This window comes from Pseudomonas sp. B12(2026), assembly GCF_057767015.1.
On the sequence record NZ_CM173430.1, the window covers coordinates 5,364,742 to 5,390,702 of the forward strand.

Annotated in this window: 22 protein-coding genes and 1 riboswitch; of the genes, 10 read left to right on the top strand and 12 right to left on the bottom strand. The window is 68.1% G+C overall.

The genetic code is table 11. The annotated features are described in order from the left end of the window. Positions 1 to 15: 15 nt before the first annotated feature. The 3 genes from AC3B6A_RS24945 to tkt are packed head-to-tail and all read right to left on the bottom strand — an operon-like array spanning position 16 to position 4,311. Complete coding sequence (locus tag AC3B6A_RS24945) at positions 16 to 1,179, bottom strand: phosphoglycerate kinase (RefSeq protein ID WP_488399775.1); 1,164 nt, start codon at positions 1,177 to 1,179, stop codon at positions 16 to 18. Between the two features lie 28 nt (positions 1,180 to 1,207). After that, positions 1,208 to 2,254 carry an erythrose-4-phosphate dehydrogenase gene (epd, locus tag AC3B6A_RS24950; protein ID WP_488399776.1) on the bottom strand — a complete coding sequence of 349 codons (1,047 nt, stop codon included), beginning with the start codon at positions 2,252 to 2,254 and terminating at the stop codon, positions 1,208 to 1,210. Positions 2,255 to 2,313: 59 nt separating this feature from the next. Beyond that, positions 2,314 to 4,311: a transketolase gene (gene tkt, locus AC3B6A_RS24955; RefSeq protein ID WP_488399777.1), complete on the bottom strand. Its 1,998-nt coding sequence runs from the start codon at positions 4,309 to 4,311 to the stop codon at positions 2,314 to 2,316. A gap of 225 nt (positions 4,312 to 4,536) precedes the next feature. Between tkt and AC3B6A_RS24960 the strand changes: the two genes are divergently transcribed. The 3 genes from AC3B6A_RS24960 (at position 4,537) to ligB (ending at position 8,563) form a co-directional block, all read left to right on the top strand. After that, the gene (locus AC3B6A_RS24960; protein ID WP_488399778.1) at positions 4,537 to 5,538 is read left to right on the top strand and encodes an ArsR/SmtB family transcription factor; all 1,002 of its coding nucleotides are present in this window, start codon (positions 4,537 to 4,539) and stop codon (positions 5,536 to 5,538) included. Between the two features lie 17 nt (positions 5,539 to 5,555). Further along, entirely contained in the window at positions 5,556 to 6,746 is a 1,191-nt protein-coding gene (gene metK / locus AC3B6A_RS24965; protein WP_488399779.1) for a methionine adenosyltransferase, read from the top strand. Positions 6,747 to 6,895: 149 nt separating this feature from the next. Further along, entirely contained in the window at positions 6,896 to 8,563 is a 1,668-nt protein-coding gene (ligB, locus tag AC3B6A_RS24970) for an NAD-dependent DNA ligase LigB (protein ID WP_488399780.1), read from the top strand. A gap of 6 nt (positions 8,564 to 8,569) precedes the next feature. Here ligB and AC3B6A_RS24975 read toward each other — a convergent pair whose 3' ends face one another. After that, complete coding sequence (locus AC3B6A_RS24975; RefSeq protein ID WP_488399781.1) at positions 8,570 to 9,874, bottom strand: ferredoxin reductase family protein; 1,305 nt, start codon at positions 9,872 to 9,874, stop codon at positions 8,570 to 8,572. Between the two features lie 174 nt (positions 9,875 to 10,048). Here AC3B6A_RS24975 and AC3B6A_RS24980 point away from each other — a divergent pair, with 174 nt between their 5' ends. Continuing rightward, positions 10,049 to 10,792 (top strand): metallophosphoesterase, encoded by a 744-nt coding sequence (locus AC3B6A_RS24980; RefSeq protein WP_488399782.1) that lies wholly within the window; start codon positions 10,049 to 10,051, stop codon positions 10,790 to 10,792. Positions 10,793 to 10,795: 3 nt separating this feature from the next. Here the strand turns inward: AC3B6A_RS24980 and AC3B6A_RS24985 are convergent, their stop codons facing one another. Next, positions 10,796 to 11,764 (bottom strand): CE1 family esterase, encoded by a 969-nt coding sequence (locus AC3B6A_RS24985; protein WP_488399783.1) that lies wholly within the window; start codon positions 11,762 to 11,764, stop codon positions 10,796 to 10,798. 137 nt (positions 11,765 to 11,901) lie between these two features. Here AC3B6A_RS24985 and AC3B6A_RS24990 point away from each other — a divergent pair, with 137 nt between their 5' ends. Then, the gene (locus AC3B6A_RS24990; protein WP_488399784.1) at positions 11,902 to 12,069 is read left to right on the top strand and encodes a DUF1090 family protein; all 168 of its coding nucleotides are present in this window, start codon (positions 11,902 to 11,904) and stop codon (positions 12,067 to 12,069) included. 306 nt (positions 12,070 to 12,375) lie between these two features. On the opposite strand, the gene AC3B6A_RS24995 is transcribed toward AC3B6A_RS24990, so the two are convergent. The 7 genes from AC3B6A_RS24995 to AC3B6A_RS25025 form a co-directional block, all read right to left on the bottom strand. Then, positions 12,376 to 12,843, bottom strand: a complete 468-nt coding sequence (locus AC3B6A_RS24995; RefSeq protein ID WP_488399785.1) for a c-type cytochrome — start codon at positions 12,841 to 12,843, stop codon at positions 12,376 to 12,378. Between the two features lie 232 nt (positions 12,844 to 13,075). Next, on the bottom strand, positions 13,076 to 13,906 hold the full coding sequence (locus tag AC3B6A_RS25000) for an EamA family transporter (RefSeq protein WP_488399786.1): 831 nt from the start codon (positions 13,904 to 13,906) through the stop codon (positions 13,076 to 13,078). Positions 13,907 to 14,015: 109 nt separating this feature from the next. Continuing rightward, positions 14,016 to 14,792: an ABC transporter ATP-binding protein gene (locus AC3B6A_RS25005; RefSeq protein ID WP_488399787.1), complete on the bottom strand. Its 777-nt coding sequence runs from the start codon at positions 14,790 to 14,792 to the stop codon at positions 14,016 to 14,018. Then, complete coding sequence (locus AC3B6A_RS25010) at positions 14,792 to 15,598, bottom strand: ABC transporter permease (RefSeq protein WP_488399788.1); 807 nt, start codon at positions 15,596 to 15,598, stop codon at positions 14,792 to 14,794. The genes AC3B6A_RS25005 and AC3B6A_RS25010 overlap by 1 nt, the downstream gene beginning before the upstream one ends. Positions 15,599 to 15,658: 60 nt before the next feature. Next, positions 15,659 to 16,666, bottom strand: coding sequence for an ABC transporter substrate-binding protein (locus AC3B6A_RS25015; protein WP_488399789.1), 1,008 nt, complete (start codon positions 16,664 to 16,666; stop codon positions 15,659 to 15,661). Positions 16,667 to 16,828: 162 nt separating this feature from the next. Next, positions 16,829 to 17,236: an acyl-CoA thioesterase gene (locus AC3B6A_RS25020; RefSeq protein WP_488399791.1), complete on the bottom strand. Its 408-nt coding sequence runs from the start codon at positions 17,234 to 17,236 to the stop codon at positions 16,829 to 16,831. Positions 17,237 to 17,280: 44 nt separating this feature from the next. After that, a complete protein-coding gene (locus AC3B6A_RS25025; RefSeq protein ID WP_488399792.1) occupies positions 17,281 to 18,189 on the bottom strand; it encodes a LysR family transcriptional regulator in 909 nt (302 codons plus the stop codon). Between the two features lie 230 nt (positions 18,190 to 18,419). On the opposite strand from AC3B6A_RS25025, the gene AC3B6A_RS25030 reads away from it, so the two are divergent. The 5 genes from AC3B6A_RS25030 (at position 18,420) to rhlE2 (ending at position 25,751) form a co-directional block, all read left to right on the top strand. After that, the gene (locus tag AC3B6A_RS25030; RefSeq protein WP_488399793.1) at positions 18,420 to 19,601 is read left to right on the top strand and encodes an acyl-CoA dehydrogenase; all 1,182 of its coding nucleotides are present in this window, start codon (positions 18,420 to 18,422) and stop codon (positions 19,599 to 19,601) included. Positions 19,602 to 19,684: 83 nt separating this feature from the next. Beyond that, on the top strand, positions 19,685 to 20,905 hold the full coding sequence (locus AC3B6A_RS25035; RefSeq protein WP_488399794.1) for a CaiB/BaiF CoA transferase family protein: 1,221 nt from the start codon (positions 19,685 to 19,687) through the stop codon (positions 20,903 to 20,905). A gap of 205 nt (positions 20,906 to 21,110) precedes the next feature. Further along, positions 21,111 to 21,224, top strand: a riboswitch (S-adenosyl-L-homocysteine riboswitch). Positions 21,225 to 21,246: 22 nt separating this feature from the next. Further along, the gene (gene ahcY / locus AC3B6A_RS25040; protein WP_488399795.1) at positions 21,247 to 22,656 is read left to right on the top strand and encodes an adenosylhomocysteinase; all 1,410 of its coding nucleotides are present in this window, start codon (positions 21,247 to 21,249) and stop codon (positions 22,654 to 22,656) included. Positions 22,657 to 22,754: 98 nt separating this feature from the next. Next, complete coding sequence (metF, locus tag AC3B6A_RS25045) at positions 22,755 to 23,600, top strand: methylenetetrahydrofolate reductase [NAD(P)H] (protein WP_488399796.1); 846 nt, start codon at positions 22,755 to 22,757, stop codon at positions 23,598 to 23,600. Positions 23,601 to 23,753: 153 nt separating this feature from the next. Further along, complete coding sequence (gene rhlE2 / locus AC3B6A_RS25050) at positions 23,754 to 25,751, top strand: RNA helicase RhlE2 (protein ID WP_488399797.1); 1,998 nt, start codon at positions 23,754 to 23,756, stop codon at positions 25,749 to 25,751. Positions 25,752 to 25,961 lie beyond the last annotated feature (210 nt).

Below are 25,961 nucleotides of genomic sequence, written 5' to 3' on the forward strand. Positions count from 1 at the left end.
CTGCTGTCGCCGGCCTCAGGCCTTGGCGCGCTGCTCCAGCACTTCGACGGCCGGCAGGACCTTGCCTTCGACGAACTCGAGGAAGGCGCCGCCACCGGTGGAAATGTAGGAGATCTGCTCGCCGATGCCGTACTTGTCGATGGCCGCCAGGGTGTCGCCACCGCCGGCGATGCTGAAGGCGGAGCCTTCGGCGATGGCCTTGGCCAGGGTCCTGGTGCCTTCGCCGAACTGGTCGAACTCGAACACGCCGACCGGGCCGTTCCACAGGATGGTTCTGGAGGTCTTCAGCAGCTCGGCGAACTGGGCGGCGGTCTTCGGGCCGATGTCCAGGATCATGTCGTCGTCGGCCACGTCGGCGATGTCCTTGACGGTGGCGACGGCGCTCTCGGCGAACTCCTTGGCCACCACCACGTCCACCGGCAGCGGCACGCTGACCTTGGCGGCGATGGCCTTGGCGGTGTCGACCAGGTCGGCCTCGTACAGCGACTTGCCGACCTTGTGACCGGCCGCGGCGAGGAAGGTGTTGGCGATGCCGCCGCCGACGATCAACTGGTCGCAGATCTGCGCCAGGCTGTTCAGCACGTCGAGCTTGGTGGACACCTTGGAGCCGGCGACGATGGCCGCCATCGGGCGCGCCGGGTTGCCCAGGGCCTTGCCCAGGGCTTCCAGTTCGGCGGCCAGCAGCGGGCCGGCAGCGGCGACCTTGGCGAACTTGGCCACGCCGTGGGTCGAGCCCTCGGCGCGGTGGGCGGTGCCGAAGGCGTCCATGACGAACACGTCGCACAGCGCGGCGTACTGCTGCGCCAGCTCGTCGGCGTTCTTCTTCTCGCCCTTGTTGAAGCGCACGTTCTCGAACAGCACGACTTCGCCCGGCTTCACCTCGACGCCGCCCAGGTAGTCCTTGACCAGCGGCACCGCGCGGCCCAGGGCCTTGGCCAGGTAGTCGGCGACCGGCTGCAGGCTGTTCTCTTCGGAGTACTCGCCCTCGGTCGGGCGGCCCAGGTGCGAGCAGACCATCACCGCCGCGCCCTTCTCCAGGGCCAGCTTGATGGTCGGCAGCGAGGCCACAATGCGCGCGTCGCTCTTGACCACACCGTCCTTCACCGGAACGTTGAGGTCTTCGCGGATCAGTACGCGCTTACCTTGGAGGTCGAGGTCGGTCATCTTCAACACGGTCATGACTGTCAGTCCTGTTGGGGCTGTTTGATTAACGTTCGGTAGCGGCGACCCGCAGGTAGTGCCCTGCGGTGTCGAGCATGCGGTTGGCGAACCCCCACTCGTTGTCGAACCAGGCCAGCACGTTCACCAGGCGGGGACCGGAAACGCGGGTCTGGCTGCCATCGACGATGGCCGAGTGCGGGTCATGGTTGAAATCGCAGCTGGCGTGGGGCAGCTCGGTGTACGCCAGCAGGCCTTTCAACGGGCCCTCGGTGGCGGCCTGGCGCAGCACCCGGTTGATCTCCTGCGCGGTGGTGTCGCGGGAGACCTGCAGGGTGATGTCCAGCGCCGAGACGTTCACCGTCGGCACCCGGATTGCTTTGGCCTGAATCCGCCCGGCAAGTTCCGGCAGCAGGCGCTCGATGCCACGCGCCAGGCCGGTGGACACCGGGATCACCGACTGGAAGGCCGAGCGCGTGCGGCGCAGGTCTTCGTGGTGGTAGGCGTCGATCACCGGCTGGTCGTTCATCGCCGAGTGGATGGTGGTGATCGACACGTACTCGATGCCCAGCGCCTCGTTCAGCAGCTTGAGCAGCGGCACGCTGCAGTTGGTGGTGCAGGAGGCGTTGGACACCAGCCTCTCGCTGCCGGTGAGGCCCTGCTGGTTGATGCCGAAGACCACGGTGGCGTCGACGTCCGTCTCGCTGGCCATGGGCTGGGAGAACAGCACGCGCGGCGCACCGGCGGCGAGGAAACGCTCGCCATCGGCGCGCACGTGGTAGACACCGGAGCACTCCAGCACCAGGTCGACGTCCAGCGCGCGCCAGTCGATGGCCTCGGGCGTCGCCTCGCGGAACACCTTCACGCAATCGCCGCCGATGTGCAGGCAGCCGTCGTCCACGCTCACCTCGCCGGGGAAGCGGCCGTGGGTGGAGTCGAAGCGGGTCAGGTATTCGAGGCTGGCGAGGTCGGCCAGGTCGTTCAGCGCGACGATGGAGAAATCGGCCCTGGCGCGGCGCTCGTGCAGGGCACGGAACACGCAGCGGCCGATGCGGCCGTAGCCGTTGAGGGCAACTCGGTAAGGGCGCTTGGACATTGTTATCCCTTGGAGATCGCTGCCGGGGCGCGGTGCGCCCCGGCAGGTTCAGGCACGCGTCAGGCGTCGAGCAGCTCGGCGGCCACTTCCAGCACGTTCTCGACGGTGAAGCCGAAGTGCTCGAACAGCGCCGGCGCCGGGGCCGATTCGCCGAAGGTGGTCATGCCGATCACGCGGCCTTCCAGGCCCACGTACTTGTACCAGTAGTCGGCATGGGCGGCTTCGATGGCGATGCGCGCACCGACCTGCACCGGCAGCACGGCCTGCTTGTAGCCGGCGTCCTGCTGGTCGAACACGCTGGTGGACGGCATGGACACCACGCGCACCTTGCGGCCTTCGGCGCTGAGCTTGTCGAAGGCCTGCACGGCCAGGCCGACTTCGGAGCCGGTGGCGATCAGGATCAGTTCCGGCTCGCCGTCGCAGTCCTTCAGCACGTAGCCGCCGCGGGCGACGTCGGCCAGTTGGGCGGCGTCGCGCGCCTGGTGCGGCAGGTTCTGGCGGCTGAAGATCAGCGCGGACGGACCGTCGACGCGCTCGATGGCGTGCTTCCAGGCCACCGCGGATTCCACCGCGTCGGCCGGGCGCCAGGTGTCCAGGTTCGGGGTCAGGCGCAGGCTGGCCAGCTGCTCGATCGGCTGGTGGGTCGGGCCGTCCTCGCCCAGGCCGATGGAGTCGTGGGTGAACACGTAGAGCACGCGCTGCTTCATCAGGGCGGACATGCGCACCGCGTTGCGGGCGTATTCCATGAAGATCAGGAAGGTCGCGCCGTAGGGGATGAAGCCGCCGTGCAGGGCCACGCCGTTCATGATGGCGCTCATGCCGAACTCGCGCACGCCGTAGAACATGTAGTTGCCGCTGGCGTCTTCGGCGCTCACGCCCTTGCAGCCCTTCCACAGGGTCAGGTTGGAGCCGGCCAGGTCGGCCGAGCCGCCGAGCAGTTCCGGCAGCAGCGGGCCGAAGGCGTTCAGCGCGTTCTGGCTGGCCTTGCGGCTGGCGATGGTTTCGCCCTTGGCGGCGACTTCGGCGACGTAGGCCGCGGCTTTCTCGGCGAAGTCCGCCGGCAGTTCACCGGCCACGCGGCGCAGGAACTCGGCAGCCAGTTCCGGGTGCGCGGCCTGGTAGGCGGCGAAGCGCTGGTTCCACTCGTTCTCGTGGCTGGCGCCGGCTTCCTTGGCGTCCCACTCGGCGTAGATCTCGGCCGGGACTTCGAACGGGCCGTGGTTCCAGCCCAGCGCGGCGCGGGTGGCGGCGATCTCGTCGTTGCCCAGCGGAGCGCCGTGGCACTCTTCCTTGCCCTGCTTGTTCGGCGAGCCGAAGCCGATCACGGTCTTGCAGCAGATCAGGGTCGGGGCGTCGCTCTTGCGCGCGGTGTCGATGGCGGTCTTGATCTCGTCGGCGTCATGCCCGTCGACGTTGCGGATCACCTGCCAGCCGTAGGCTTCGAAGCGCTTGGGGGTGTCGTCGGTGAACCAGCCTTCGACTTCGCCATCGATGGAGATGCCGTTGTCGTCGTAGAAGGCGATCAGCTTGTTCAGGCGCAGGGTGCCGGCCAGCGAAGCCACCTCGTGGGAGATGCCCTCCATCATGCAGCCGTCGCCCAGGAAGGCGTAGGTGAAGTGATCGACGATGGCGTGGCCGTCGCGGTTGAACTGCGCGCCCAGCACCTTCTCGGCCAGCGCCATGCCCACGGCGTTGGCGATGCCCTGGCCCAGCGGGCCGGTGGTGGTCTCGACGCCGGCGGTGTAGCCGTACTCCGGGTGGCCCGGGGTGCGCGAGTTGAGCTGGCGGAAGTTCTTCAGGTCGTCGATCGACAGGTCGTAGCCGGTCAGGTGCAGCAGCGAGTAGATCAGCATCGAGCCGTGGCCGTTGGACAGCACGAAGCGGTCGCGGTCGGCCCATTGCGGGTTGCCCGGGTTGTGCCTGAGGTAGTCGCGCCAGAGCACTTCGGCGATATCCGCCATGCCCATGGGGGCGCCGGGATGGCCGCTGTTGGCTTTCTGCACGGCATCCATGCTCAGTGCGCGGATGGCGTTGGCTCGCTCACGACGGCTGGGCATCGCTGAATCTCCTGCGGGGGCTGCTTCGAAACTTCGAAGGGAATGAAAAAAGGCCAGCATTTTCGCCCAGCCGGGCCCCGCGGGGCAATGACAGATCGGCAGATGCCTGATGCACAGCACCCGGCCGCGCCGGCCAACTGATCAAAAACCGCTCATCCGCCAATATCAAAACTTTTTGATACAGCTATTGCCCACCCGGGGACCCACGACTAGACTGCGCGACCTATGAGCCTGCGCCTGCCCGAAATCCGCCACGACGAATGCGACCAGCTGGCTGCCCTGTGCAAGGCCGGCGGCGATCCGCTGCGGCTGAACGTGCTGCGCGCCCTGACCAACGATTCGTTCGGCGTACTGGAGCTGGCGCACATCTTCGGCACCCGCCAGTCGGGCATGAGCCACCACCTGAAGGTGCTGGCCCAGGCCGGCCTGGTGGCGACCCGGCGCGAAGGCAACGCGATCTTCTATCGCCGCGCCCTGCCCCAGGCCGACAGCCTCGGCGGCACGCTGCACGGCGCGCTGCTCGACGAGGTCGACAGCCTGGTGCTGCCGCTCGATGTCAGCGCGCGCATCGCCAGCGTGCACGCCCAGCGCGCCGCGGTGAGCCGCGACTACTTCGCCCGCAGCGCGGAGAAGTTCCGGGCCACGCAGGACCTGATCGCAGGACTGCCGCAATACCTCGAAAGCGTACTGGCGCTGCTCGACGCGCTGAGTTTCCCTGCCGGCGCCACGGCGCTGGAAGTCGGCCCCGGCGACGGCGGGTTCCTCCCCGAGCTGGCCCGGCGCTTCGACCAGGTCACCGCGCTGGACAACAGCGCGGCGATGCTCGACATGGCGCGGCAACGCTGCGCCAGCGAAGGTCTGCACAACGTCCGGCTGCGGCTGGCCGATGCCCTGCAGGACGCCGACGACGCGGCGGACTGCGTGGTGCTGAACATGGTGCTGCATCATTTCGCCGCACCGGCGGATGCCCTGAAGCAGCTGGCGCACCTGGTCAAACCCGGTGGCAGCCTGCTGGTGACGGAGCTCTGCAGCCACGACCAGAGTTGGGCCCGCGAGGCCTGCGGTGACCTCTGGCTGGGGTTCGAACAGGAAGACCTGGCCCACTGGGCCGATTCCGCGGGGCTTGAGCCCGGCGAAAGTTTGTACATTGGTTTACGTAATGGCTTTCAGATCCAGGTACGGCATTTCGCCAAGCCGGATTCGCGAAGCGTCCTCACCCACCGGTAAATGATAGGAACCGTTAGATGAGCGAATACTCTGTTTTCACCTCCGAATCCGTATCCGAAGGCCATCCGGACAAGATCGCGGACCAGATTTCCGATGCGGTGCTCGACGCCATCATCGCCAAGGACAAATACGCCCGCGTGGCCTGCGAGACCCTGGTGAAGACCGGCGTGGCGATCATCGCCGGCGAAGTCACCACCTCGGCCTGGGTCGACCTGGAAGACCTGGTGCGCAAGGTCATCATCGACATCGGCTACAACAGCTCCGACGTCGGCTTTGACGGCGCCACCTGCGGCGTGCTGAACATCATCGGCAAGCAATCGGTGGACATCAACCAGGGCGTCGACCGCGCCAAGCCCGAAGACCAGGGCGCCGGCGACCAGGGCCTGATGTTCGGCTACGCCAGCAACGAAACCGACGTGCTGATGCCCGCGCCGATCTGCTTCTCCCACCGCCTGGTCGAGCGCCAGGCCGAAGCCCGCAAGTCCGGCCTGCTGCCGTGGCTGCGCCCGGACGCCAAGTCCCAGGTCACCTGCCGCTACGAGAACGGCAAGGTGGTCGGCATCGACGCCATCGTGCTGTCCACCCAGCACAACCCGGAAGTCAGCTACAACGACCTGCGCGAAGGCGTGATGGAGCTGATCATCAAGCACGTCCTGCCGGCCGAGCTGCTGCACAAGGACACCCAGTTCCACATCAACCCGACCGGCAACTTCGTGATCGGCGGCCCGGTGGGCGACTGCGGCCTGACCGGGCGCAAGATCATCGTCGACTCCTACGGCGGCATGGCCCGTCACGGCGGCGGCGCCTTCTCCGGCAAGGACCCGTCCAAGGTCGACCGCTCGGCGGCCTACGCCGGCCGCTACGTGGCCAAGAACATCGTCGCCGCGGGCCTCGCCGAGCGCTGCGAGATCCAGGTGTCCTACGCCATCGGCGTGGCCCAGCCGACCTCCATCTCGATCAACACCTTCGGCACCGGCAAGATCGACGACGACAAGATCGTCCAGCTGGTCCGCGAGCACTTCGACCTGCGTCCGTACGCGATCACCAAGATGCTCGACCTGCTGCACCCGATGTACCAGCCGACCGCGGCGTACGGCCACTTCGGCCGCACCCCGTTCGAAATGACCTACGGCGACGACACCTTCACCGCCTTCACCTGGGAGCGCACCGACAAGGCCGCCGCCCTGCGTGACGCCGCCGGCCTGTAAGGTCCGTCCTCGGAAAAGCCCCGCCCCGGCGGGGCTTTTTCGTTTCCGGCGTCCGACACGCCGCTGCGAAGAATCCGCGTTCCAGCTCGGCATCGCCCGCCGCGCTCGGCCTCTAGGCTGGCGCTCTCCCCGCCGCACGGATGCCCGCCATGCCACGTTCGCTCCTCGCCCTCCTGCTTTGCCTGCCGCTCGCCGCCCCCGCCTGCCCGCACTGGACGCCCGAACAGGCCGGCAACGAAATCCGCGCCTTGCAGGCCCAACTCGCGCAATGGGACGACGCCTACCACCGGCAGGGCGTCTCGCCCGTCGCCGACGAGCTCTACGACCAGGCCCGCGAGCGGCTGCGGCAATGGCAGGCCTGCTATCCGCAGGTCCCCGTGGCCGCCGACGCGCCGCTGGCCAGCAGCGCCGGCGAGGTCCGCCACCCGATCGTCCACACCGGCCTCGACAAGCTCCCGGACGCCGCCGCCGTGCGCGGCTGGCTGACCCACCGCAGCGACCTGTGGGTGCAGCCCAAGGTCGACGGCGTCGCCGTCAGCCTGGTCTACCAGGACGGCCGGCTGCGCCAGGCGATCAGCCGCGGCGACGGCATCGCCGGGCAGGACTGGACGGCCAATGCGCGGCAGGTGCCGGCGATCCCCCGGCAGTTGCCCGGCGAACACGGCCGGCTGGTGCTGCAGGGCGAGCTCTACTGGCGCCTGCCGGAGCACGTCCAGGCCCGCCAGGGCGGATTGGGCGCGCGCGGCAAGGTGGCCGGGCTGATGGCGCGCAAGTCGCTTGGCAGCGAGGGAGAACAGATCGGCCTGTTCGTCTGGGAGCTTCCGGAGGGTCCGCTGGACATGCCGGCGCGCCTGAACCGTCTGCGACAACTGGGCTTCGCCGACAGCGCCGAACTGAGCGTGCCGGTCAGCGGGTTCGCCGAGATCGAGGCCTGGCGCGAGCGCTGGTACCGGCAGCCGCTGCCCTTCGCCAGCGACGGCATCGTCATCCGCCAGGGCGTGCGTCCGCCGGGCAAGCGCTGGAGCGCGCAGCCTCCGGGCTGGGCGGTCGCGTGGAAATATCCGTATCAGCAGGCGCTGGCCGAAGTCCGCCGGGTCGAATTCAAGGTCGGGCGCAGCGGCCGGGTAACGCCGGTGCTGCACCTGGCGCTGGTGGAGCTGGACGGGCGCAACATCCAGCGTGTCGGCGCGGGCTCGCTGAAGCGCTGGCGCAGCCTGGACATCCGTCCCGGCGACCAGGTCGCCATCGCCCTTGCCGGCCTGACCATCCCGCGCCTGGACGGCGTGGTCTGGCGCTCGCCGACACGCAGCGATGTCGCGGCGCCGGCGGACGGGCAATACGGCGCCCAGACCTGCTGGCAGGCGACGGCCGACTGCCAGCAGCAATTCCTCGCCCGCCTGGAGTGGCTCAGTGGCAAGCAGGGACTGGCGCTATCCGGCGTGGGGCCGGGTACCTGGCGGAGCCTGCGGGATGCCGGCCTGCTGGAAGGACTGCTCGACTGGCTGGCGCTGACGCCCGAGCAACTGCGCGAAGTGCCCGGCCTGGGCGAACGCAGCGCGGCGAACCTGCACCAGCAGTTCCAGCTGGCGCGCCAGCGTTCCTTCGCCACCTGGCTGCGCGCCCTTGGCGTGCCCTCTCCCGATGCCCTGCCCCGCGACGAGGACTGGACCGCCCTGGCCGCGCGCAGCGCCGGGCAATGGCAGGCGCAACCGGGGATCGGCAAGGTGCGCGCCGTTCAGCTGGAAAACTTCTTCCAGGCGCCGGACGTCCTGCAGCTGCGGCAGCGGCTGCAGGACGCCGGCATCGTCGGCTTCTGAGGCGCCTCAGCGCATCTGGAAGGCTTCCTGGTGGAAGCGCTTGAGCGGCATGCCCTGGCGGCGCAGGTCACGCCGCAGCAGGTCGGCCAGCCCCCGCGGGCCGCAGAACCAGACGCTCGGCCAGCGCCCCTGGGGGCCGGGGTGCAATTCAAGATCGGCGGCCTGCAGATAGCCTTCGCTCTCGCTGTAATGCACCCGCAGGTCGATGCGCGGCAGCTTCGCGCACAGCTCGCGCAGCCGGCCGGCATAGATGGCGTCGGACGGCGCGCGCACGCAGTACAGCAGCGTCACCTCCGGGCACTCGTCGCGCCGCTCCTGCAGCGACTCCAGCCAGGCGAGGAACGGCGTGATGCCGATCCCGCCGGCGATCCACACCTGGCGCCCGCCCTTGTCGCGGCGGAAGTCGAAGCGGCCGTAGGGCCCCTCCACCTTCACCGGGTCGCCGACCCGCAGGCTGTCCTGCAGGCGCTGCGTGTAGTTGCCCAGGGCCTTGATGCTGAAGCGCACCTCGCCATTGCCGCGGTCGGCGCTGGACAGGGTGAAGGGATGCTGCCCTTCCAGGCGGTCGCAGGTCAGGAAGGCGAACTGCCCGGCGCGGTGCCGCCAGTTGCCCTGCAGCTTGCAGGTGACCTCCAGCATGCGCTCGCCGGGGCGCTCGACCGCGACCACCACGCCGGCATGGGTCCGCCGCCGGCCGATCCGCCCGCTCAGCGAGTAGAACGCGCACACACTGCCCACGGCCGCGCAGAGCGCCACCAGCCAGCCGATCGGCTGCGCCCAGTAGCCCGCCGGCGCCAGCACCACGGAGTGGAACGCCAGCACCAGGTAGATCACCGCGAGGGTTTTGTGCACGTAGCGCCACAGGTGGTAGGGGATGCGCTGCCAGAGCGTGATCACCAGCATCGCCGCCAGCAGCCAGGCGGACCATTCGCCCAGGTCCTTGGCCGAACCGCGGAAGACGTCGAGGAAGGTCTCGATCCGCGGCCCCTTGACCGGCCTGCCGAAGAACTTCGCCAGCAGCGGCCCGCCCAGCTCCATCAGGTAGTGCAGCAGGCCGAGCACGATGGCGAGGATGCCCGCCCACTTGTGCGCCCGGTACATGCGATCCAGCCCGTCCAGCGGCCGCTCCAGCCACGCCGGGCGCACCGCCAGCAGCATGATCAGCGACATCAGGGCGAAGGACGCGACGCCGGTGAGCAGGATGGCCTGCTTGCGGATGACCCAGACGTCCACCGTGGCCGGAGGGTCGAGGAACAGGGCCAGGCCGAAGGCCGCCGCGACGGCGGCCAGGGTGATCCAGATGAGTTTCATGGAGTCCTCCCAGACTGATTTTCCAAGGGAAAACTGATGCTTTCATCTGAATCATCCCTTAATTCCGGGTGGGTATTTTCGCCCGACCGGCCATGCCATGACACAGGTCAAGGGCTGGGCAATCCGGACGAAGCGCGCGCAGAATGAACACCCCCGCCGCCGCCGTGACCGACCATGCGCCTGCGTATCCTCTCCGACCTTCACCACGAACACTTCTCGGGTGGCCGCGCGCTGCCCGAGGCCGCCGCCGACCTGGTGATCCTCGCCGGCGATATCCACGAGCACCTGCAAGGGCTGCACTGGGCGCGGGAGGCGTTTCCCGACAGCGAGATCGTCTACGTCGCCGGCAACCACGAGTTCTACCACTCCGACCTGCCGGAGCTGACCCAGTCCATGCGCAACCTGGCGCGGGCGCTGGGTATCCACTTCCTGGAGAACGACGCGGTGGTGCTGGGCGACGTGCGCCTGCTCGGCGCGACCCTGTGGACCGACTTCCAGCTCTACGGCGAGCGCGGCGCGGAACTCGCTGTCGAGCAGGCGCTGCTGCTGATGCCGGACTTCCGCTGCGTGGACTACTTCACCCAGCCCTTCACCCCGGAGCTGAGCCGCGATCTCTGCGAAGCCTCCTGCGAATGGCTGGAAGCGGAACTGGCGCAGCCCTTCGCCGGGCGCACCGTGGTGGTCACCCATCACGCCCCCTGCGGCCGTTCGATTCCCGAGCCCTATGTCGGCGACGCCCTGTCGCCGGCCTTCGCCTCGAACCTGGAATCCCTGGTGGAGCGCTGCGACCTGTGGGTGCACGGGCACGTCCACGAACGGCAGGACTACCGCATCGGCAAGGCCCGGGTGGTGGCCAACCCCGGGGCCTACCCGGGCGAGGACAGCGGTTTCGACCCGCGCTGGGTGATCGATATCTGAGCCTCAGTGCGGCAGTTCGCTGAAGAACCGCCAGATCTCTGCCGGCCCATCCAGCTCCGGATCGGCCAGCCCCAGCAGGCGCGGCGGCCGATACACCGGCTGCGGCAGCAGGTGCCCGCCGCCATACACCGTCACCAGCTCAACCGGCGCCGCGCCGGCGGCATTCCAGCGTTGCCGCTGCGTCCACACCGGCCCGATGGTGGTCAGCCGCTCCTGGCTCGGCTCGCCGCCCTGGCCGTTGCGGCGCGCCAGCGCCAGGGCGGAGTCCTGCGCCGACAGCACCCGGCCCCGGTTGCCGAAGCCGAACAGCGTCACCACGCCACCCGCGTAGGGGTTGATCGGGTCGCGCGTGCCGTTCATCAGCAAGGCTGCCTTGGGCTGCTGCGCGGCCCGGCAGGCATCGTTCTCCGCGCTCGGCAGGCTGGCGGCGACCGCCGCCACGCCGTCGACTTTTTCCGCCGCCTCGGCCGCCATGCGCAGCGCCATCTGCCCGCCGTTGGAATAGCCGGCGACGAAGACGCGTGCGGGATCGACCCCGCGCTCGCGCTGCAGGCGCTCGATCATCGTCGAGAGGAAGCCGACATCGTCGATGTTCAGGCGGCGCGCGCTGTAGGTCGCGGCCTTGCGGCAGTCGTTCCAGTGCCCGCCGACCCCGTCGGGGTAGAGCACCAGGAAGCCGTCGCGGTCCGCCAGCGCGTCGAAGCGGTAGCCGCTGTCGCGGCGCATCCGCTCGCCGTTGCTCATGGAGGCGTGCAGCACCACCAGCAATGCCGGCCGCTCGGCAAGCTGGCGCGGCGCATAGAGGACGTAGCTGCGCCGCCGTTCGCCCAGGCGGATCGAGGAATCCTCACTGGTGCCGCCCAGCATCGGGCGCTCCCGCAGCTCGCCCGGCAGGTACCACCAGATACCGGCCAGCAACACCAGCACGAGCAACGCGATGAGTCCCTGCACGACGCGAATCGCCACACGCATCCCGCCCCTCCTCGCCCGCCGCGCGGGCCCCGTGAACGCCGGCCTAGCTCCAGGCCCTCAGGTGCAGCGCCACTCCATGACACACTCTAGCCGCCGCCTTCCAACGTCTTAGTGTTTGGTAACCCGGGACTCCGAAAATGTTCCGAAGCGCTGCCCTGATGGCCGCCATCGTGCGCCAGCCAGGCCCCCGGGCAACGGGCGAGCAGAGCGCCAGCCTGCGGACAACGCTGGAAAAGGGCGACGCGCAGAAGGTCGAGAAGCGCAAGGACAAGCTGGCGGAGCCCCGCGCCGAGCTGGAGGAATGAAGCGCCGTAGGATGGCGTGGAGCGAAGCGATACCCATCGAGGACCGTGCAGGCAATGCCGATGGGTGTCGCAACGGTCTTCCGGGGCCGGCCTGTCGGCCGGATCGCGGATAGGATCCGCTCCTACGGGAGCGCGCGGAGCATGTGATTTCCGCAGGAGCGGGCCATGCCGGCGAATCGCGGACGAAGCGTAACGCCGAGCGCTATACGCTCCGGCTTTCGTAGGAGCGGATCTTATCCGCGATGCTCTTGCTCCCGGCCCCGCCGGAGATTCGCCGACAGAGTCCGCTCCTACGAAAACAACGCGTTAGAGCGCGCGGAATTTCTTGTGGCAGGCTTCGCAGGCGTCTTCCACCGCGGCGAAGTCCTGGCGCACGCCCTCGGCGGTCGGCGCGGCGTTGCGGGTGTTGTCGCCCAGGGCGCGGACGGCCTGTTCGAAGGTCTTGGCGTCGGCCTGGAACTCCAGCTGGCGCTGCCAGATTTCCGCCTTGGCTCGGGTATCGGAGTTCTCCACCTGGTCAGCCGGCGGTTGGGTGCTGGGGAAATACTGCCAGGGCTTGTCGGCCAGTTCGCCCAGCCTGGTCGAGCCGGCGCGGAACTTCTCGGCGTCGAACGGAATGCGCCCGCGCAGCATGCCGCCCATGTCCTCGCTGGTCTTGAGCAGCTCCTTGAACACCACCTGGCGCTTGGCCTCCGGCGAGTTGGGGTCCAGGCGATGGCAGCCGGCGAGCGCCGCGCCGGCGAGCAGCAGAACGAGCAGGGTCTTCAACTTCATGGGGGGACTCTTGTGGGACGGCTGGACACGGAAGCGCCGGATTATCCGCCCCGATCCCCGAATGATCCAGAGCACGCTGAGCCGGCTGCGGCCATCGGTCGCAGCCAGCCCGACTCCGCTCAGGCGCCCCGGCCTGTCGAACGGATGAGCGGCGGAACCTTCGACATTAGCGGCCCGGTCGGCGCCGGCGCTCATCCCACAGACGAGCGGGTAACGGTGGCATGTCCGCTCGTCACAACTTCATCACCAGCATCCCCGCCAGCACCAGGCTGCATGCCGCCAGGCGCGGCAGGCCGAAAGGCTCCTTGAGGAAGCGCATGCCGAACAGCACCACCAGCAGCACGCTGGTCTCGCGCAGGGCGGCGGCCTCGGCGATGGAGCCCAGGCGCATGGCCCAGAGCACCAGCCCGTAGCTGAGCAGCACGCAGAGGCCGACGCCGATGCCGAGCTTCCAGTCGCTGATCCAGAATTTCGCGAAGGCGCGGGTGCGTCCGACCAGCGCCACCAGCGGGAACGGCAGGCCGGAGAGCAGCGACAGCCAGACCAGGTAGTCCAGCGGCTGCGGCCAGCGTTTCAGCGCGTTGCCGTCGGTCCAGGTGTAGCTGCCGATGCACAGGCCCATCAGCAGCACGGTGGGAAAGGCGATCCACGGCAGCTTCGAACCGCCGCCGCCCTTGAGCAGGAAGAGCATGCCCAGCGGGATCAGCAGGATGCCGAGGACCTGCCGCTCGCTGAGCCGCTCGCCGCCGAAGTACAGGGTCAGCGCCAGCACCACCAGTGGCGACAGGCCGCGCATCAGCGGGTAGACCAGCCCCAGGTCGCCGACCTTGTAGGCCTGGATCAGCAGCACCCGGTAGACCAGCTGCAACGCCACGGCGCTCAGCAGCCAGGGCCAGACGTCGGCGGGCGGCACGTCGGTCCAGGGCAGCATGAGCAGCGCGGCGCCGACGCCGACCAGGTCCATGCAGGCGACCACCAGCAGGCGGTCATTGCTGAATTTGACGAGGGTGTTCCAGGTGGCGTGCAGCAGGGCGGCCAGCAGCACCAGGGTAGTGGCGAGCACGAAGCGAACTCCTGGTATAGACCAGCTCGATTCTACCCCGACCGCCCGGGTCGCCGACAAGCCGCCGGCACGGCCCGCGCAATGAGCCCGCCGCGCCGGCTGGTGGACCTCAGAGGACGGCGGCGCCCTGCTCTTCCTCGCGGATCGAGCGCAGCACCTGGCGCTGCAGGTCGATGAACTCGGCGCTGGCGGCCATGTCCTCGTGGCGCGGGCGGCCGAGCTTGACCTCGAAGGTGGTCTTGATCCGCCCCGGCCCCAGGCCCATCACCACGATGCGGTCGGAGAGGTAGACCGCTTCTTCCACGTCGTGGGTGACGAACATCACCGTCAGCCGGTGGATCTCCCAGATGCGCGTCAGCAGCTCCTGCATCTGGTGGCGGGTCATGGCGTCCAGCGCGCCGAAGGGCTCGTCCATCAGCAGGATCTTCGGCCGGTAGGACAAGGCGCGGGCGATCGCCACGCGCTGCTTCATACCGCCGGACAGCTCGTTCGGGTAGGCGTCGGCGAACTTCTCCAGCTTCACCAGCGCCAGGTGCTCGTCGGCGACCTCGCGGCACTGCGCGCGGGACAGGCCGGCGGCCTTGAGGGCGAACTCGACGTTCTGCCGCGCGGTCAGCCAGGGCAGCAGGGTGTAGGACTGGAACACCACGCCACGGTCCAGGCCGGGGCCGGCGATGGGCACGCCGTCGACCTTCACGCTGCCGCTGTCGAAGTCTTCCAGGCCGGCAGCGATGGACAGCAGCGTGCTCTTGCCGCAGCCGGAGGTGCCGACGATGGAGACGAATTCGTTGTCCGCCAGGGTCAGGTCGATGTTGCGCAGCACCTCGCGGCGCTCCTTGCCGACCGCGAAGCTCTTGTGCAGGCCGGAGATTTCCAGGGTCGCCATCAGCCGCGCCTCCGGTTGTAGCGGAACAGGACCTTCTCGGCGGCGCGCATGGCCTGGTCGGTGATCAGGCCGAGGACGCCGAGCAGGAGGATGTAGCCGATGATGGTGTCGGTCTGGAAGAAGCGCTGGGACACGGTGATGCGGTAGCCCAGGCCCGAGGTGGCGGCCACCAGCTCGGCCAGCACCAGCCAGGTCCAGGCCCAGCCGAGGCTGATCCGCAGGGCGTCCCAGATGCCCGGCAGCGCGCTGGGCAGGACGATCTTCAGGAGGATGCGGCGGTCCGGCATGCCGAGGGTGCGGCCGAGGCCGACGAAGTCCGCCGGCACGCGCTTGATGGCGTCCATCACCATCAGCACCTGCTGGAAGAAGGTGCCGATCCAGATGATGAGGAATTTCTGGAAGTCGCTGGTGCCGGCCCAGAGGATGGTCAGCGGGACGAAGGCGACCACCGGCATGTAGCGCACGAAGTCCACCAGCGGCTCGGTGGCGGCCTTCCAGAAGCCGTAGCAGCCGGCGAACACGCCGATCACGATGGACATCGCCGAGGACACCAGGAAGGCCACGGCGATGCGGTACACGCTGACCTTCAGGTCCGCCCACAGGGTGCCGTCGGCGGAGAGTTTGAGCATCCGCGCCCAGACGTCGCCGGGCGCCGGCAGGAAGATCTTCGGCACCGCGCCGCTGGCGCCGGCCAGCCACCAGAGCAGCGCCAGCAGGACGAACACGGCGCCGCCGATGAGCAGGAAGTGGCGCTGCGCGATCGGCTTGCCGATGGTGAACAGCGGGTGGGATTTACGGGCTTTCATGGAGGGCTCGCCGGACGGGTGAAGACGCGCGCCGGCCCGGAGCCGGCGCGCGGGGGTGCCTCAGAGCGCCTCGACGAAGCGCGCGTCGATGGCCCGCGCCGGGGCGACCGGTTGCTGGAGGATGCCGGCTTCGCTGGCGGCCTTCTGGATGTGCTCGAAGGAGCCCTTCTGGAAGCCCCCCTTGAGCTCGGCCTTGTTCTCCTTCAGGGAGTAGAAGTGCACGCCGTCGAAGGCGCTGCTCAGCTCCGCTTCGTCGGCGCCGACGCCCTTGGCGATGGCGGCGCGGGCTTCGGCGGTCTTCTCCTGGTAGTGCTTGAGGCCGGCTTCCCAGCTCTTGAGCAGCGCCAGCACCTGGCCGGGACGCTCCTTCAGCACTTCGTCGCGGACCACGAACACGTCGCTGATGATGCCCGGGTCATCCGAGCCCTTGTACAGCAGCTCGACCTTGGGGTTCTGCTGCTTGGCGGCGGACAGGTAGGGCTCGTAGGTCACGGCGGCCGGGACTTGCCCTGCGATCAGCGCGCTGCCGGCGTTGGCGGCGGGCATCGGCACCGGCTGCACGTCGGCGAGGCTCAGGCCGGCCTTGCGCAGGGCGCTGTGCAGGAGGATGTCGCTGGTGGTGCCTTCCTCGTAGGCGACCTGCTTGCCCTTGAGGTCGGCCAGGGTCTTGATCGACGGGTCGACGATCAGCGCGTCGGCGCTGGTGCTCTGGTCCAGCAACAGGACGATCTTCACCGGCAGGCCGGCGGCGACCATGGCCATGGCGGTGTGGGTGGCGAGGTTGCCGCCGTCGATCTGGCCGCTGGCCAGGGCGGCGTTCATGTCCTTGTCTTCGGTGAAGTTGACCAGCTCGACCTGCTCCAGGCCGTTGGCCTTGAAGGCGCCGGCCTGCTCGGCGACGTACCACTGGCCGTAGCCCAGCCAGGGCTGCATGCCCATCTTGAAGGTGCCGGCCTCGGGCTTGGCGTCGGCCTTGAGCGGCGCGGCGTGCGCGGCGCCGGCCAGCAGCAGGCTGGCGCAGGTGGCCACGGCCAGTTGGCGCAACGTGGATGCGAAGGTGGTGTGCATGGTCTCTCCCCGGTCGTTGTTTTGCTGGAGCGGCGGGGAGGCTGCATCGGCCCAATGCCCGCCGTAGGCGGGCACAGGCTCACATTCAATCGACGCAAAAGCAAAGGGTTTCGCCGCGGCGCGCCGTCGCTCCGGGCCCGCAGGGAAAGACGTGGCAGGCGATCAGGCCTGCGGGATGGCGTCGTCCTTGAACTGGTCCTTGATGTACTTGATCTCGGTGCGGCCGTGGGGCGCCGGGTGGCCGTCCGGGCCGATGTTGACGAAGACCATCTTGTCGACCGTGAGGATGCTCTTGCGGGTGATCTTGTTGCGCACTTCGCAGGTCAGGGTGATCGAGGTGCGGCCGAACTCGGTGGCGGTGATGCCCAGCTCGATGATGTCGCCCTGGGTGGCGGAACTGACGAAGTTGATCTCGGAGATGAACTTGGTGACCACGCGCTGGTTGCCCAGCTGGACGATGGCGTAGATCGCCGCTTCTTCGTCGATCCACTTCAGAAGACTGCCGCCGAACAGGGTGCCGTTCGGGTTGAGGTCTTCGGGTTTTACCCATTTGCGGGTGTGGAAATTCATGTGAACTCCTTGGAGGTTCGCCTTGTGGGCGGGGATGCGCAGGTTCAGCCGAGGCCGGCTTCGGCGCGGTAGCGGGCGGCCTCGTCGACCAGCCAGTCGCGGAACGCGCCGAGGGTCGCCGACTCCACCTTGCGCTCGGGAATCATCAGGTAATAGGCGTTTTCGCTCAAATAGGCATGTTGCATCGGCACGATCAGCCTGCCGTCGGCCAGCTCGCGCTGGATCAGCATCGGCGGGATCAGCGCCACGCCCATGCCGAGCATGGCCGCCTCGGCGAGCATGGAGAACAGCTCGTAGCGGGTGCCGCCCATGTCGTGCGCGATGCTCATGCCGAGGGAGCCGAACCACTGGCGCCAGGCGTAGGGCCGGGTGGTCTGCTGCATCAGCGGCAGCTCGGCGATCTGCGCGGCGGACAGCCCGGTCCGCCCGCCCAGCAGCTCCGGGCTGCACACCGGCACCGGGTTCTCGTGCATCAGGAAGTTGGCCTCCGTGCCGGACCAGACGCCGTCGCCGAAATACAGCGCGGCGTCAAACTCGGTGTCGGCGAAGAGGAACGGGCGGGTGCGGTTGGTCAGGTTGACCGTGACTTCCGGGTGCAGGCGCTTGAAGTCCTTCAGCCGGGGCAGCAGCCACTGGGTGGCGAAGGTCGGCACCACCGCCAGCTCCAGGGTGCCGCCGCCCTGCTGGCCCATCACCGCCAGGGTGTCGCGCTCCACCGCATCGAGGCGCGCGGCGATGCGGCGGCTGTAGTTCAGCCCGGCCTCGGTCAGCTTCACTCCGCGCCGCGAGCGGCGGAACAGGCCGACGCCGAGGAACTCCTCCAGCGCGGCGATCTGCCGGCAGATGGCGCTCTGGGTCAGCGACAACTCGTCGGCGGCCTTGGTGAAACTCTCGTGGCGGGCGGCGGATTCGAAGGCGACCAGCGCCGCGGTGGTCGGGATCTTGCGTCGCATCGAATGCCTCTTCGGAATCTCGTGATACGGACGGGCCGGATGAAACGCTATACCCATATAGAGAAGGAAGCGTGGAAAAGCGCGTCAGGGATACAATTACGGAGTGACAAAATAGCACAACAGCGTGCGAATTAGTCGGTTGTCCGGCTTCCCGACGGCTGACTAGGATGGCCGACACCGTGCCCGCCTAGACTTGTCGGGTCCTTCATTGTCTGTTCCGAGGTTTCTCCATGGCCAACAAAGCAAGCTTCAACTGGGAAGATCCGCTGCTGCTGGATCAGCAACTCACCGAAGAAGAGCGCATGGTCCGCGACAGCGCCTACCAGTTCGCCCAGGACAAGCTGGCCCCGCGCGTACTGGAAGCCTTCCGCCACGAGCAGACGGACCCGGCGATCTTCCGCGAGATGGGCGAGACCGGCCTGCTCGGCGCGACCATCCCCACCGAATACGGCGGCAGCGGCCTGAACTACGTGTGCTACGGCCTGATCGCCCGCGAAGTCGAGCGTGTCGACTCCGGCTACCGCTCGATGATGAGCGTGCAGTCCTCCCTGGTGATGGTGCCGATCAACGAATTCGGCAACGAAGCCACCAAGCAGAAATACCTGCCGAAACTGGCCAGCGGCGAATACATCGGCTGCTTCGGCCTGACCGAGCCGAACCACGGCTCCGACCCGGGCTCGATGATCACCCGCGCGCGCAAGGTCGACGGCGGCTACCGCCTGACCGGCGCCAAGATGTGGATCACCAACAGCCCGATCGCCGACGTCTTCGTGGTCTGGGCCAAGGATGACGAAGGCCAGATCCGCGGCTTCGTCCTGGAAAAAGGCTGGGAAGGCCTGTCCGCCCCGGCGATCCACGGCAAGGTCGGCCTGCGCGCCTCCATCACCGGCGAGATCGTGATGGACAACGTGTTCGTCCCCGAAGAAAACGCCTTCCCCGACGTGCGCGGCCTGCGCGGCCCGTTCACCTGCCTGAACTCCGCCCGCTACGGCATCTCCTGGGGCGCCCTGGGTGCCGCCGAAGCCTGCTGGCACACCGCCCGCCAGTACACCCTGGACCGCAAGCAGTTCGGCCGCCCGCTGGCCGCCAACCAGCTGATCCAGAAGAAGCTGGCCGACATGCAGACCGAGATCACCCTCGCCCTGCAAGGCTGCCTGCGCCTGGGCCGGATGAAGGACGAAGGCACCGCCGCCGTCGAAATCACCTCGATCATGAAGCGCAACAGCTGCGGCAAGGCCCTGGACATCGCCCGCATGGCCCGCGACATGCTCGGCGGCAACGGCATCTCCGACGAGTTCGGCGTGGCCCGCCACCTGGTCAACCTGGAAGTGGTGAACACCTACGAAGGTACCCACGACGTCCACGCGCTGATCCTCGGCCGCGCCCAGACCGGTATCCAGGCCTTCTTCTAAGGCAGTTCCCAGCTGCAAGCCACAAGCTGCAAGCGAAAACCGCTCAGCTTGTGGCTTGAGGCTTATCGCTTGAGGCTAGACGCATGTCTGCTCTTACCCACATCCGTGTCCTCGACCTCTCGCGCGTTCTCGCCGGCCCCTGGGCCGGGCAGATCCTCGCCGACCTCGGCGCCGAAGTGATCAAGATCGAGCGCCCCGGCAGCGGCGACGACACCCGCGCCTGGGGCCCGCCGTTCCTCAAGGACGCCGACGGCCGCGACACCAGCGAAGCGGCGTATTACCTGTCGGCCAACCGCAACAAGAAATCCCTCACCATCGACTTCACCCAGCCCGAAGGCCAGCGCCTGGTGCGCGAGCTCGCGACCAAGGCCGACATCGTGCTGGAGAACTTCAAGGTCGGTGGCCTTGCGGCCTACGGCCTGGACTACGAATCGCTGAAGGCGATCAACCCGAAGCTGATCTACTGCTCGATCACCGGTTTCGGCCAGTTCGGCCCCTATGCCAAGCGCGCCGGCTACGACTTCATGATCCAGGGCCTGGGCGGCCTGATGAGCATCACCGGCCGCTCCGACGCCGAGGACGGCGCGGGCCCGGTGAAGGTCGGCGTGGCGCTGACCGACATCCTCACCGGCCTCTACTCCTCCACCGCGATCCTCGCCGCCCTCGCCCACCGCGACGTCAGCGGCATCGGCCAGCACATCGACATGGCGCTGCTGGACGTGCAGGTCGCCTGCCTGGCCAACCAGACCCTGAACTACCTGACCACCGGCGTGCCGCCGCGCCGCCTGGGCAACGCGCACCCGAACATCGTGCCCTACCAGGACTTCCCCACCGCCGACGGCGACTTCATCCTCACCGTCGGCAACGACGGGCAGTTCCGCAAGTTCGCCGAACTCGCCGGCCACCCGGAATGGGCCACCGACGAGCGCTTCGCCACCAACAAGGCGCGGGTCGCCCACCGCGACGTGCTGATCCCGCTGATCCGCCAGTCCACCGTGATGCGCACCACCGCCGAGTGGATCAGCGTGCTGGAACAGGCCAGCGTGCCCTGCGGGCCGATCAACGACCTGTCCCAGGTGTTCGCCGATCCGCAGGTGATCGCCCGCGGCCTGCGCGTGGACCTGCCACACCCGCTGGCCGGCAGCGTGCCGCAGGTGGCCAGCCCGATCCGCCTGTCCGAGACCCCGGTTCAATACCGCAACGCCCCGCCGACCCTCGGCCAGCACACGCAAGAAATCCTCGAAGGCGTGCTCGGCCTGGACCAGGCGGCCATCGGCAGGCTGCGCGACAGCGGCGTGGTCTGACCCACCCGGCGCCCGCCCGGCGGACGCACCGATCCCCGCAGCGGCGCCCGCGCCAGGGTTTTCACGGCCCCTGGCGCGGGCGCGGCGGGGAGCCAGTCGCCGGACAGTTCACCGAAGGCGAGCAAAAGCCTTGGGCTTGTCCGGCGCCATGGCTATAATCCGCAGGCTTCACCACGGCCGGCTCCGCTCCGGCCGTTCCCGCCACCCGTCCGAGGGGCGCTGCAGCAGGGCGAAACCGCTTCGACCTGTCAGGCTCGGATGGGGCGCGTCACGGTCGGCAACCGCCGGTCGCCAAACGCATCAACGGCGCCCATTCGCAGACAACGAATGGAGAGTTACGCATGAGCGCTGTGATGACGCCTGCCGGTTTCACCGATTTTAAAGTCGCCGACATTTCCCTGGCCGCCTGGGGCCGCCGCGAGCTGATCATCGCCGAGTCGGAAATGCCCGCGCTGATGGGCCTGCGCCGCAAGTACGCCGGCCTGCTGCCGCTCAAGGGCGCGAAGATCCTCGGCTGCATCCACATGACCATCCAGACCGGCGTGCTCATCGAGACCCTGGTCGCCCTGGGCGCCGAAGTGCGCTGGTCGTCCTGCAACATCTTCTCCACCCAGGACCAGGCCGCCGCCGCCATCGCCGCCGCCGGCATCCCGGTGTTCGCCTGGAAGGGCGAGACCGAGCAGGAGTACGAATGGTGCATCGAGCAGACCATCCTCAAGGACGGCCAGCCGTGGGACGCCAACATGGTGCTGGACGACGGCGGTGACCTGACCGATATCCTGCACAAGAAATACCCGGCGATGCTGGAGAAGATCCACGGCATCACCGAAGAGACCACCACCGGCGTGCACCGCCTGCTCGACATGCTCAAGGCCGGCACCCTGAAAGTCCCGGCGATCAACGTCAACGACTCGGTCACCAAGAGCAAGAACGACAACAAGTACGGCTGCCGCCACAGCCTGAACGACGCCATCAAGCGCGGCACCGACCACCTGCTGTCGGGCAAGCAGGCTCTGGTGATCGGCTACGGCGACGTGGGCAAGGGCTCATCCCAGTCCCTGCGCCAGGAAGGCATGATCGTGAAGGTCTCCGAAGTCGACCCGATCTGCGCCATGCAGGCCTGCATGGACGGCTTCGAAGTCGTCTCCCCGTACAAGAACGGCCTGAACGACGGCAGCGAGGCCAGCGTCGACGCCGCGCTGCTGGGCAGGATCGACCTGATCGTCACCACCACCGGCAACGTCAACGTCTGCGACGCCAACATGCTGAAAGCGCTGAAGAAGCGCGCCGTGGTGTGCAACATCGGTCACTTCGACAACGAGATCGACACCGCCTTCATGCGCAAGACCTGGGCCTGGGAAGAGGTCAAGCCGCAGGTGCACAAGATCCACCGTACCGGCAAGGACGGCTTCGATCCGCACAACGACGACTACCTGATCCTGCTCGCCGAAGGCCGCCTGGTGAACCTGGGCAACGCCACCGGCCACCCGTCGCGGATCATGGACGGCTCCTTCGCCAACCAGGTGCTGGCGCAGATCCACCTGTTCGAGCAGAAGTTCGCCGACCTGTCCGCTGCCGACAAGGCCCTGCGCCTGACCGTCGAAGTGCTGCCCAAGAAGCTGGACGAAGAAGTGGCGCTGGAGATGGTCAAGGGCTTCGGCGGCGTGGTCACCCAACTGACCCGCCAGCAGGCCGACTACATCGGCGTTACCGTGGAAGGCCCGTTCAAGCCGGACACCTATCGTTACTAAGAGCAGCCGCAAGCTGCAAGCCACAAGCTGCAAGCCGGGCCTACCCCGCTTGCAGCTTGAAGCCTGACGCTTGACGCTGAGAAGGGAACCTTCTCCATATGTCTCAAGAACGCCGCTTCAGCTTCGAGTTCTTCCCCGCCAAGACCGAAGCCGGCCACGAAAAACTGCTGGCCACCGCGCGCCAGCTGGCCGCGTACAAGCCTGACTTCTTCTCCTGCACCTACGGCGCCGGCGGCTCGACCCGCGACCGTACCCTCGCCACCGTGCTGCAGCTCGACGGCGAAGTGCAGGTGCCGACCGCTCCGCACCTGTCCTGCGTAGGCGACACCAAGGCCGAACTGCGCGCCCTGCTCGCCCACTACAAGGACGCCGGCATCCGCCGCATCGTCGCCCTGCGCGGCGACCTGCCCTCGGGCATGGGCATGGCCAGCGGCGAGCTGCGCTACGCCAACGAGCTGGTGGAGTTCATCCGCGCCGAGACCGGCGATCATTTCCACATCGAAGTTGCCGCCTATCCGGAAGTTCACCCGCAAGCGCGCAATTTCGAGGATGATCTCGCCAACTTCGTGCGCAAGGTCAAGGCCGGCGCCGACAGCGCCATCACACAATACTTCTTCAACGCCGACAGCTACTTCCATTTTGTCGAGCGTGCGGAGAAACTCGGTGTCAGTATCCCGGTCGTACCGGGTATCATGCCGATCACCAACTACACCAAACTGGCCCGCTTCTCCGACGCCTGCGGCGCGGAAATCCCCCGCTGGATTCGCAAGCAGCTGGAAGCCTACGGCGACGACATCGCCAGCATCCAGGCCTTTGGCGAGCAAGTGATCACCGACATGTGCGAACGCCTCCTCGAAGGCGGCGCACCCGGACTGCATTTCTACACCCTGAACCAGGCTGAACCCAGCCTGGCGCTCTGGAACAACCTCAAGCTCCCACGCTGAGGATCATTGCTCCGGGCTTACCGTCCGCAACCCCGGCCAGCGCAGCGCCGGCGGTTCGTGGACGGAGTGCCTCCAGCCCCGGCTGAGCGCTCGCCCCGAGCTTGGAACCACGCGCCCTCGAGCCGGCAGGTTGCCGGCCTACAGGAACCCCGCATGTCCTTTACTTCCCTCGGTCTCTCCGAGGCCCTGGCTGGCGCCGTCGAAGCCGCCGGCTACGCGCGCCCCACTCCGGTCCAGGAACGCGCCATTCCCGCCGTGCTGCAAGGCCGCGACCTGATGGTCGCCGCGCAGACCGGCACCGGCAAGACCGGCGGCTTCGCCCTCCCGGTCCTCGAGCGCCTGTTTCCCGAAGGCCACCCCGACCGCGAACACCGCCATGGCCCGCGCCAGACGCGCGTCCTGGTGCTGACCCCGACCCGCGAGCTGGCCGCCCAGGTGCATGACAGCTTCAAGGTCTACGCCCGCGACCTGCCGCTGAAAAGCGCCTGCATCTTCGGCGGCGTCGGCATGAATCCCCAGGTCCAGGCCATGTCCAAGGGCGTCGACGTCCTGGTGGCCTGCCCCGGCCGCCTGCTCGACCTGATCGGCCAGGGCAGCGTCGACCTGTCCCACGTGGAAATCCTCGTTCTCGACGAAGCCGACCGCATGCTCGACATGGGCTTCATCCACGACGTGAAGAAGGTCCTCGCCAAGCTGCCGGCCAAGCGCCAGAACCTGCTGTTCTCGGCGACCTTCTCGAAAGACATCATCGACCTCACCAACAAGCTCCTGCACAACCCCGAGCGCATCGAGGTCACCCCGCCGAACACCACCGTCGAGCGCATCGAGCAGCGCGTGTTCCGCATCCCCGCGGTACAGAAGCGCGTACTGCTGGCGCACCTGGTGACCGTGGGCGCCTGGGAGCAGGTGCTGGTGTTCACCCGCACCAAGCACGGCGCCAACCGCCTCGCCGAATACCTGAGCAAGCACGGCCTGCCGGCCGCCGCGATCCACGGCAACAAGAGCCAGAACGCGCGCACCAAGGCCCTGGCCGACTTCAAGGCCAACGACGTGCGCATCCTGGTCGCCACCGACATCGCCGCCCGCGGCCTGGACATCGACCAGTTGCCCCACGTGGTCAACTACGAGCTGCCCAACGTCGAGGAAGACTACGTCCACCGCATCGGCCGTACCGGCCGCGCCGGACGCAGCGGTGAAGCCATCTCGCTGGTGGCGCCGGACGAGGACAAGCTGCTCAAGGCCATCGAGCGCCTGACCAAGCAGCGCATCCCCGACGGCGACATGCAGGGCTTCGACCCCGACAGCGTGCTGCCGGAAGTCCAGCAGCCCGAGCCGAAGGAAGCCACCCAGCGCCAGCCGCGCAAGGACAAGGCCAAGCGTGGCGAGCGCAAGGAGCGCAGCAAGGACAAGCCGCAACAGCCGCAGGCAGAAGAGCAGCAGAGCGCCGCTCCCGCCGTTGAAGGCGAAGCGGCCGACGGCGACAAGCCGGCCGGCAAGCGCCGCCGCCGTGGCGGCCGTGGCAAGAAGAAGGGTGACGGCCAGGGCGCGGATGCCCAGCCGAACGCCAATGCCCAGCCACGCCAGCAGGGCCAGGGCCGCCAGCAGCAACCCAAGCAGCAGCGCTCGCCGAAGACCGATCCGGATCGCGATCCGGAAGAGTTCCTCGACGACGATTTCGACAACTTCGGCAACCGCGCCGACTACGTCAGCCCCTTCCCGGACAAGGACCAGCCGCGTGGCCAGCGCCGCCGTGGCGGCCAGGGTCAGGGCCAAGGCCAGAACCAGGGTCAGCAGCAGCGTGCCCGTGGACAGGGTGGCCAAGGTGGCCAGGGCAGCAATGGCCAGAACCGTGGCCAGGGTCAGGGCCAAGGCAAGGCCGCCAAGAAACCCGGCGGTACCCGTGGGCAGGGCCAGGGCGGCAACGCCCAGGGCAGCCGCAAGCGCGGCGGCAAGGCACCGGCCTCGCGGATGAACGACGCACCGTTGCGCGAGCCGAGCGAATACGGCGCCGCCAAGCCGACCCGCCAGCCGGTGGTGATCAACAAGCGCGACCTGGTCCGCACCGATCGCTTCCCCACCGCCGAGCAGTTGGAAGAGCTGGAACCGCGCCGCAAGAGCGAACGTCCCGCGCTGCTGACCCGCAACCGCTGATCGACGCTCCATGAGAAACCGCCCTTCGGGGCGGTTTCTTTTTGCGCGCTCGGCACACGGCATACGGCTGGAGGAAGGCATTGCTTTCGTAGGAGCGGACCTTGTCCGCGAACCGCGCCGGCAGCTCCGTCTATCGCGGACAAGGTCCGCTCCTACAAGAGCCACGCCCCATCCAGCGGGCACAAAAAAGCCGCCCGAAGGCGGCTTTTT

Bases quoted from the DNA above. Each gene is read 5' to 3' on its own strand.
- AC3B6A_RS24945 (WP_488399775.1), bottom strand. From the start codon at position 1,179: ATGACCGTGTTGAAGATGACCGACCTCGACCTCCAAGGTAAGCGCGTA.
- epd (WP_488399776.1), bottom strand. From the start codon at position 2,254: ATGTCCAAGCGCCCTTACCGAGTTGCCCTCAACGGCTACGGCCGCATC.
- tkt (WP_488399777.1), bottom strand. From the start codon at position 4,311: ATGCCCAGCCGTCGTGAGCGAGCCAACGCCATCCGCGCACTGAGCATG.
- AC3B6A_RS24960 (WP_488399778.1), top strand. From the start codon at position 4,537: ATGAGCCTGCGCCTGCCCGAAATCCGCCACGACGAATGCGACCAGCTG.
- metK (WP_488399779.1), top strand. From the start codon at position 5,556: ATGAGCGAATACTCTGTTTTCACCTCCGAATCCGTATCCGAAGGCCAT.
- ligB (WP_488399780.1), top strand. From the start codon at position 6,896: ATGCCACGTTCGCTCCTCGCCCTCCTGCTTTGCCTGCCGCTCGCCGCC.
- AC3B6A_RS24975 (WP_488399781.1), bottom strand. From the start codon at position 9,874: ATGAAACTCATCTGGATCACCCTGGCCGCCGTCGCGGCGGCCTTCGGC.
- AC3B6A_RS24980 (WP_488399782.1), top strand. From the start codon at position 10,049: ATGCGCCTGCGTATCCTCTCCGACCTTCACCACGAACACTTCTCGGGT.
- AC3B6A_RS24985 (WP_488399783.1), bottom strand. From the start codon at position 11,764: ATGCGTGTGGCGATTCGCGTCGTGCAGGGACTCATCGCGTTGCTCGTG.
- AC3B6A_RS24990 (WP_488399784.1), top strand. From the start codon at position 11,902: ATGTTCCGAAGCGCTGCCCTGATGGCCGCCATCGTGCGCCAGCCAGGC.
- AC3B6A_RS24995 (WP_488399785.1), bottom strand. From the start codon at position 12,843: ATGAAGTTGAAGACCCTGCTCGTTCTGCTGCTCGCCGGCGCGGCGCTC.
- AC3B6A_RS25005 (WP_488399787.1), bottom strand. From the start codon at position 14,792: ATGGCGACCCTGGAAATCTCCGGCCTGCACAAGAGCTTCGCGGTCGGC.
- AC3B6A_RS25010 (WP_488399788.1), bottom strand. From the start codon at position 15,598: ATGAAAGCCCGTAAATCCCACCCGCTGTTCACCATCGGCAAGCCGATC.
- AC3B6A_RS25015 (WP_488399789.1), bottom strand. From the start codon at position 16,666: ATGCACACCACCTTCGCATCCACGTTGCGCCAACTGGCCGTGGCCACC.
- AC3B6A_RS25020 (WP_488399791.1), bottom strand. From the start codon at position 17,236: ATGAATTTCCACACCCGCAAATGGGTAAAACCCGAAGACCTCAACCCG.
- AC3B6A_RS25025 (WP_488399792.1), bottom strand. From the start codon at position 18,189: ATGCGACGCAAGATCCCGACCACCGCGGCGCTGGTCGCCTTCGAATCC.
- AC3B6A_RS25030 (WP_488399793.1), top strand. From the start codon at position 18,420: ATGGCCAACAAAGCAAGCTTCAACTGGGAAGATCCGCTGCTGCTGGAT.
- AC3B6A_RS25035 (WP_488399794.1), top strand. From the start codon at position 19,685: ATGTCTGCTCTTACCCACATCCGTGTCCTCGACCTCTCGCGCGTTCTC.
- ahcY (WP_488399795.1), top strand. From the start codon at position 21,247: ATGAGCGCTGTGATGACGCCTGCCGGTTTCACCGATTTTAAAGTCGCC.
- metF (WP_488399796.1), top strand. From the start codon at position 22,755: ATGTCTCAAGAACGCCGCTTCAGCTTCGAGTTCTTCCCCGCCAAGACC.
- rhlE2 (WP_488399797.1), top strand. From the start codon at position 23,754: ATGTCCTTTACTTCCCTCGGTCTCTCCGAGGCCCTGGCTGGCGCCGTC.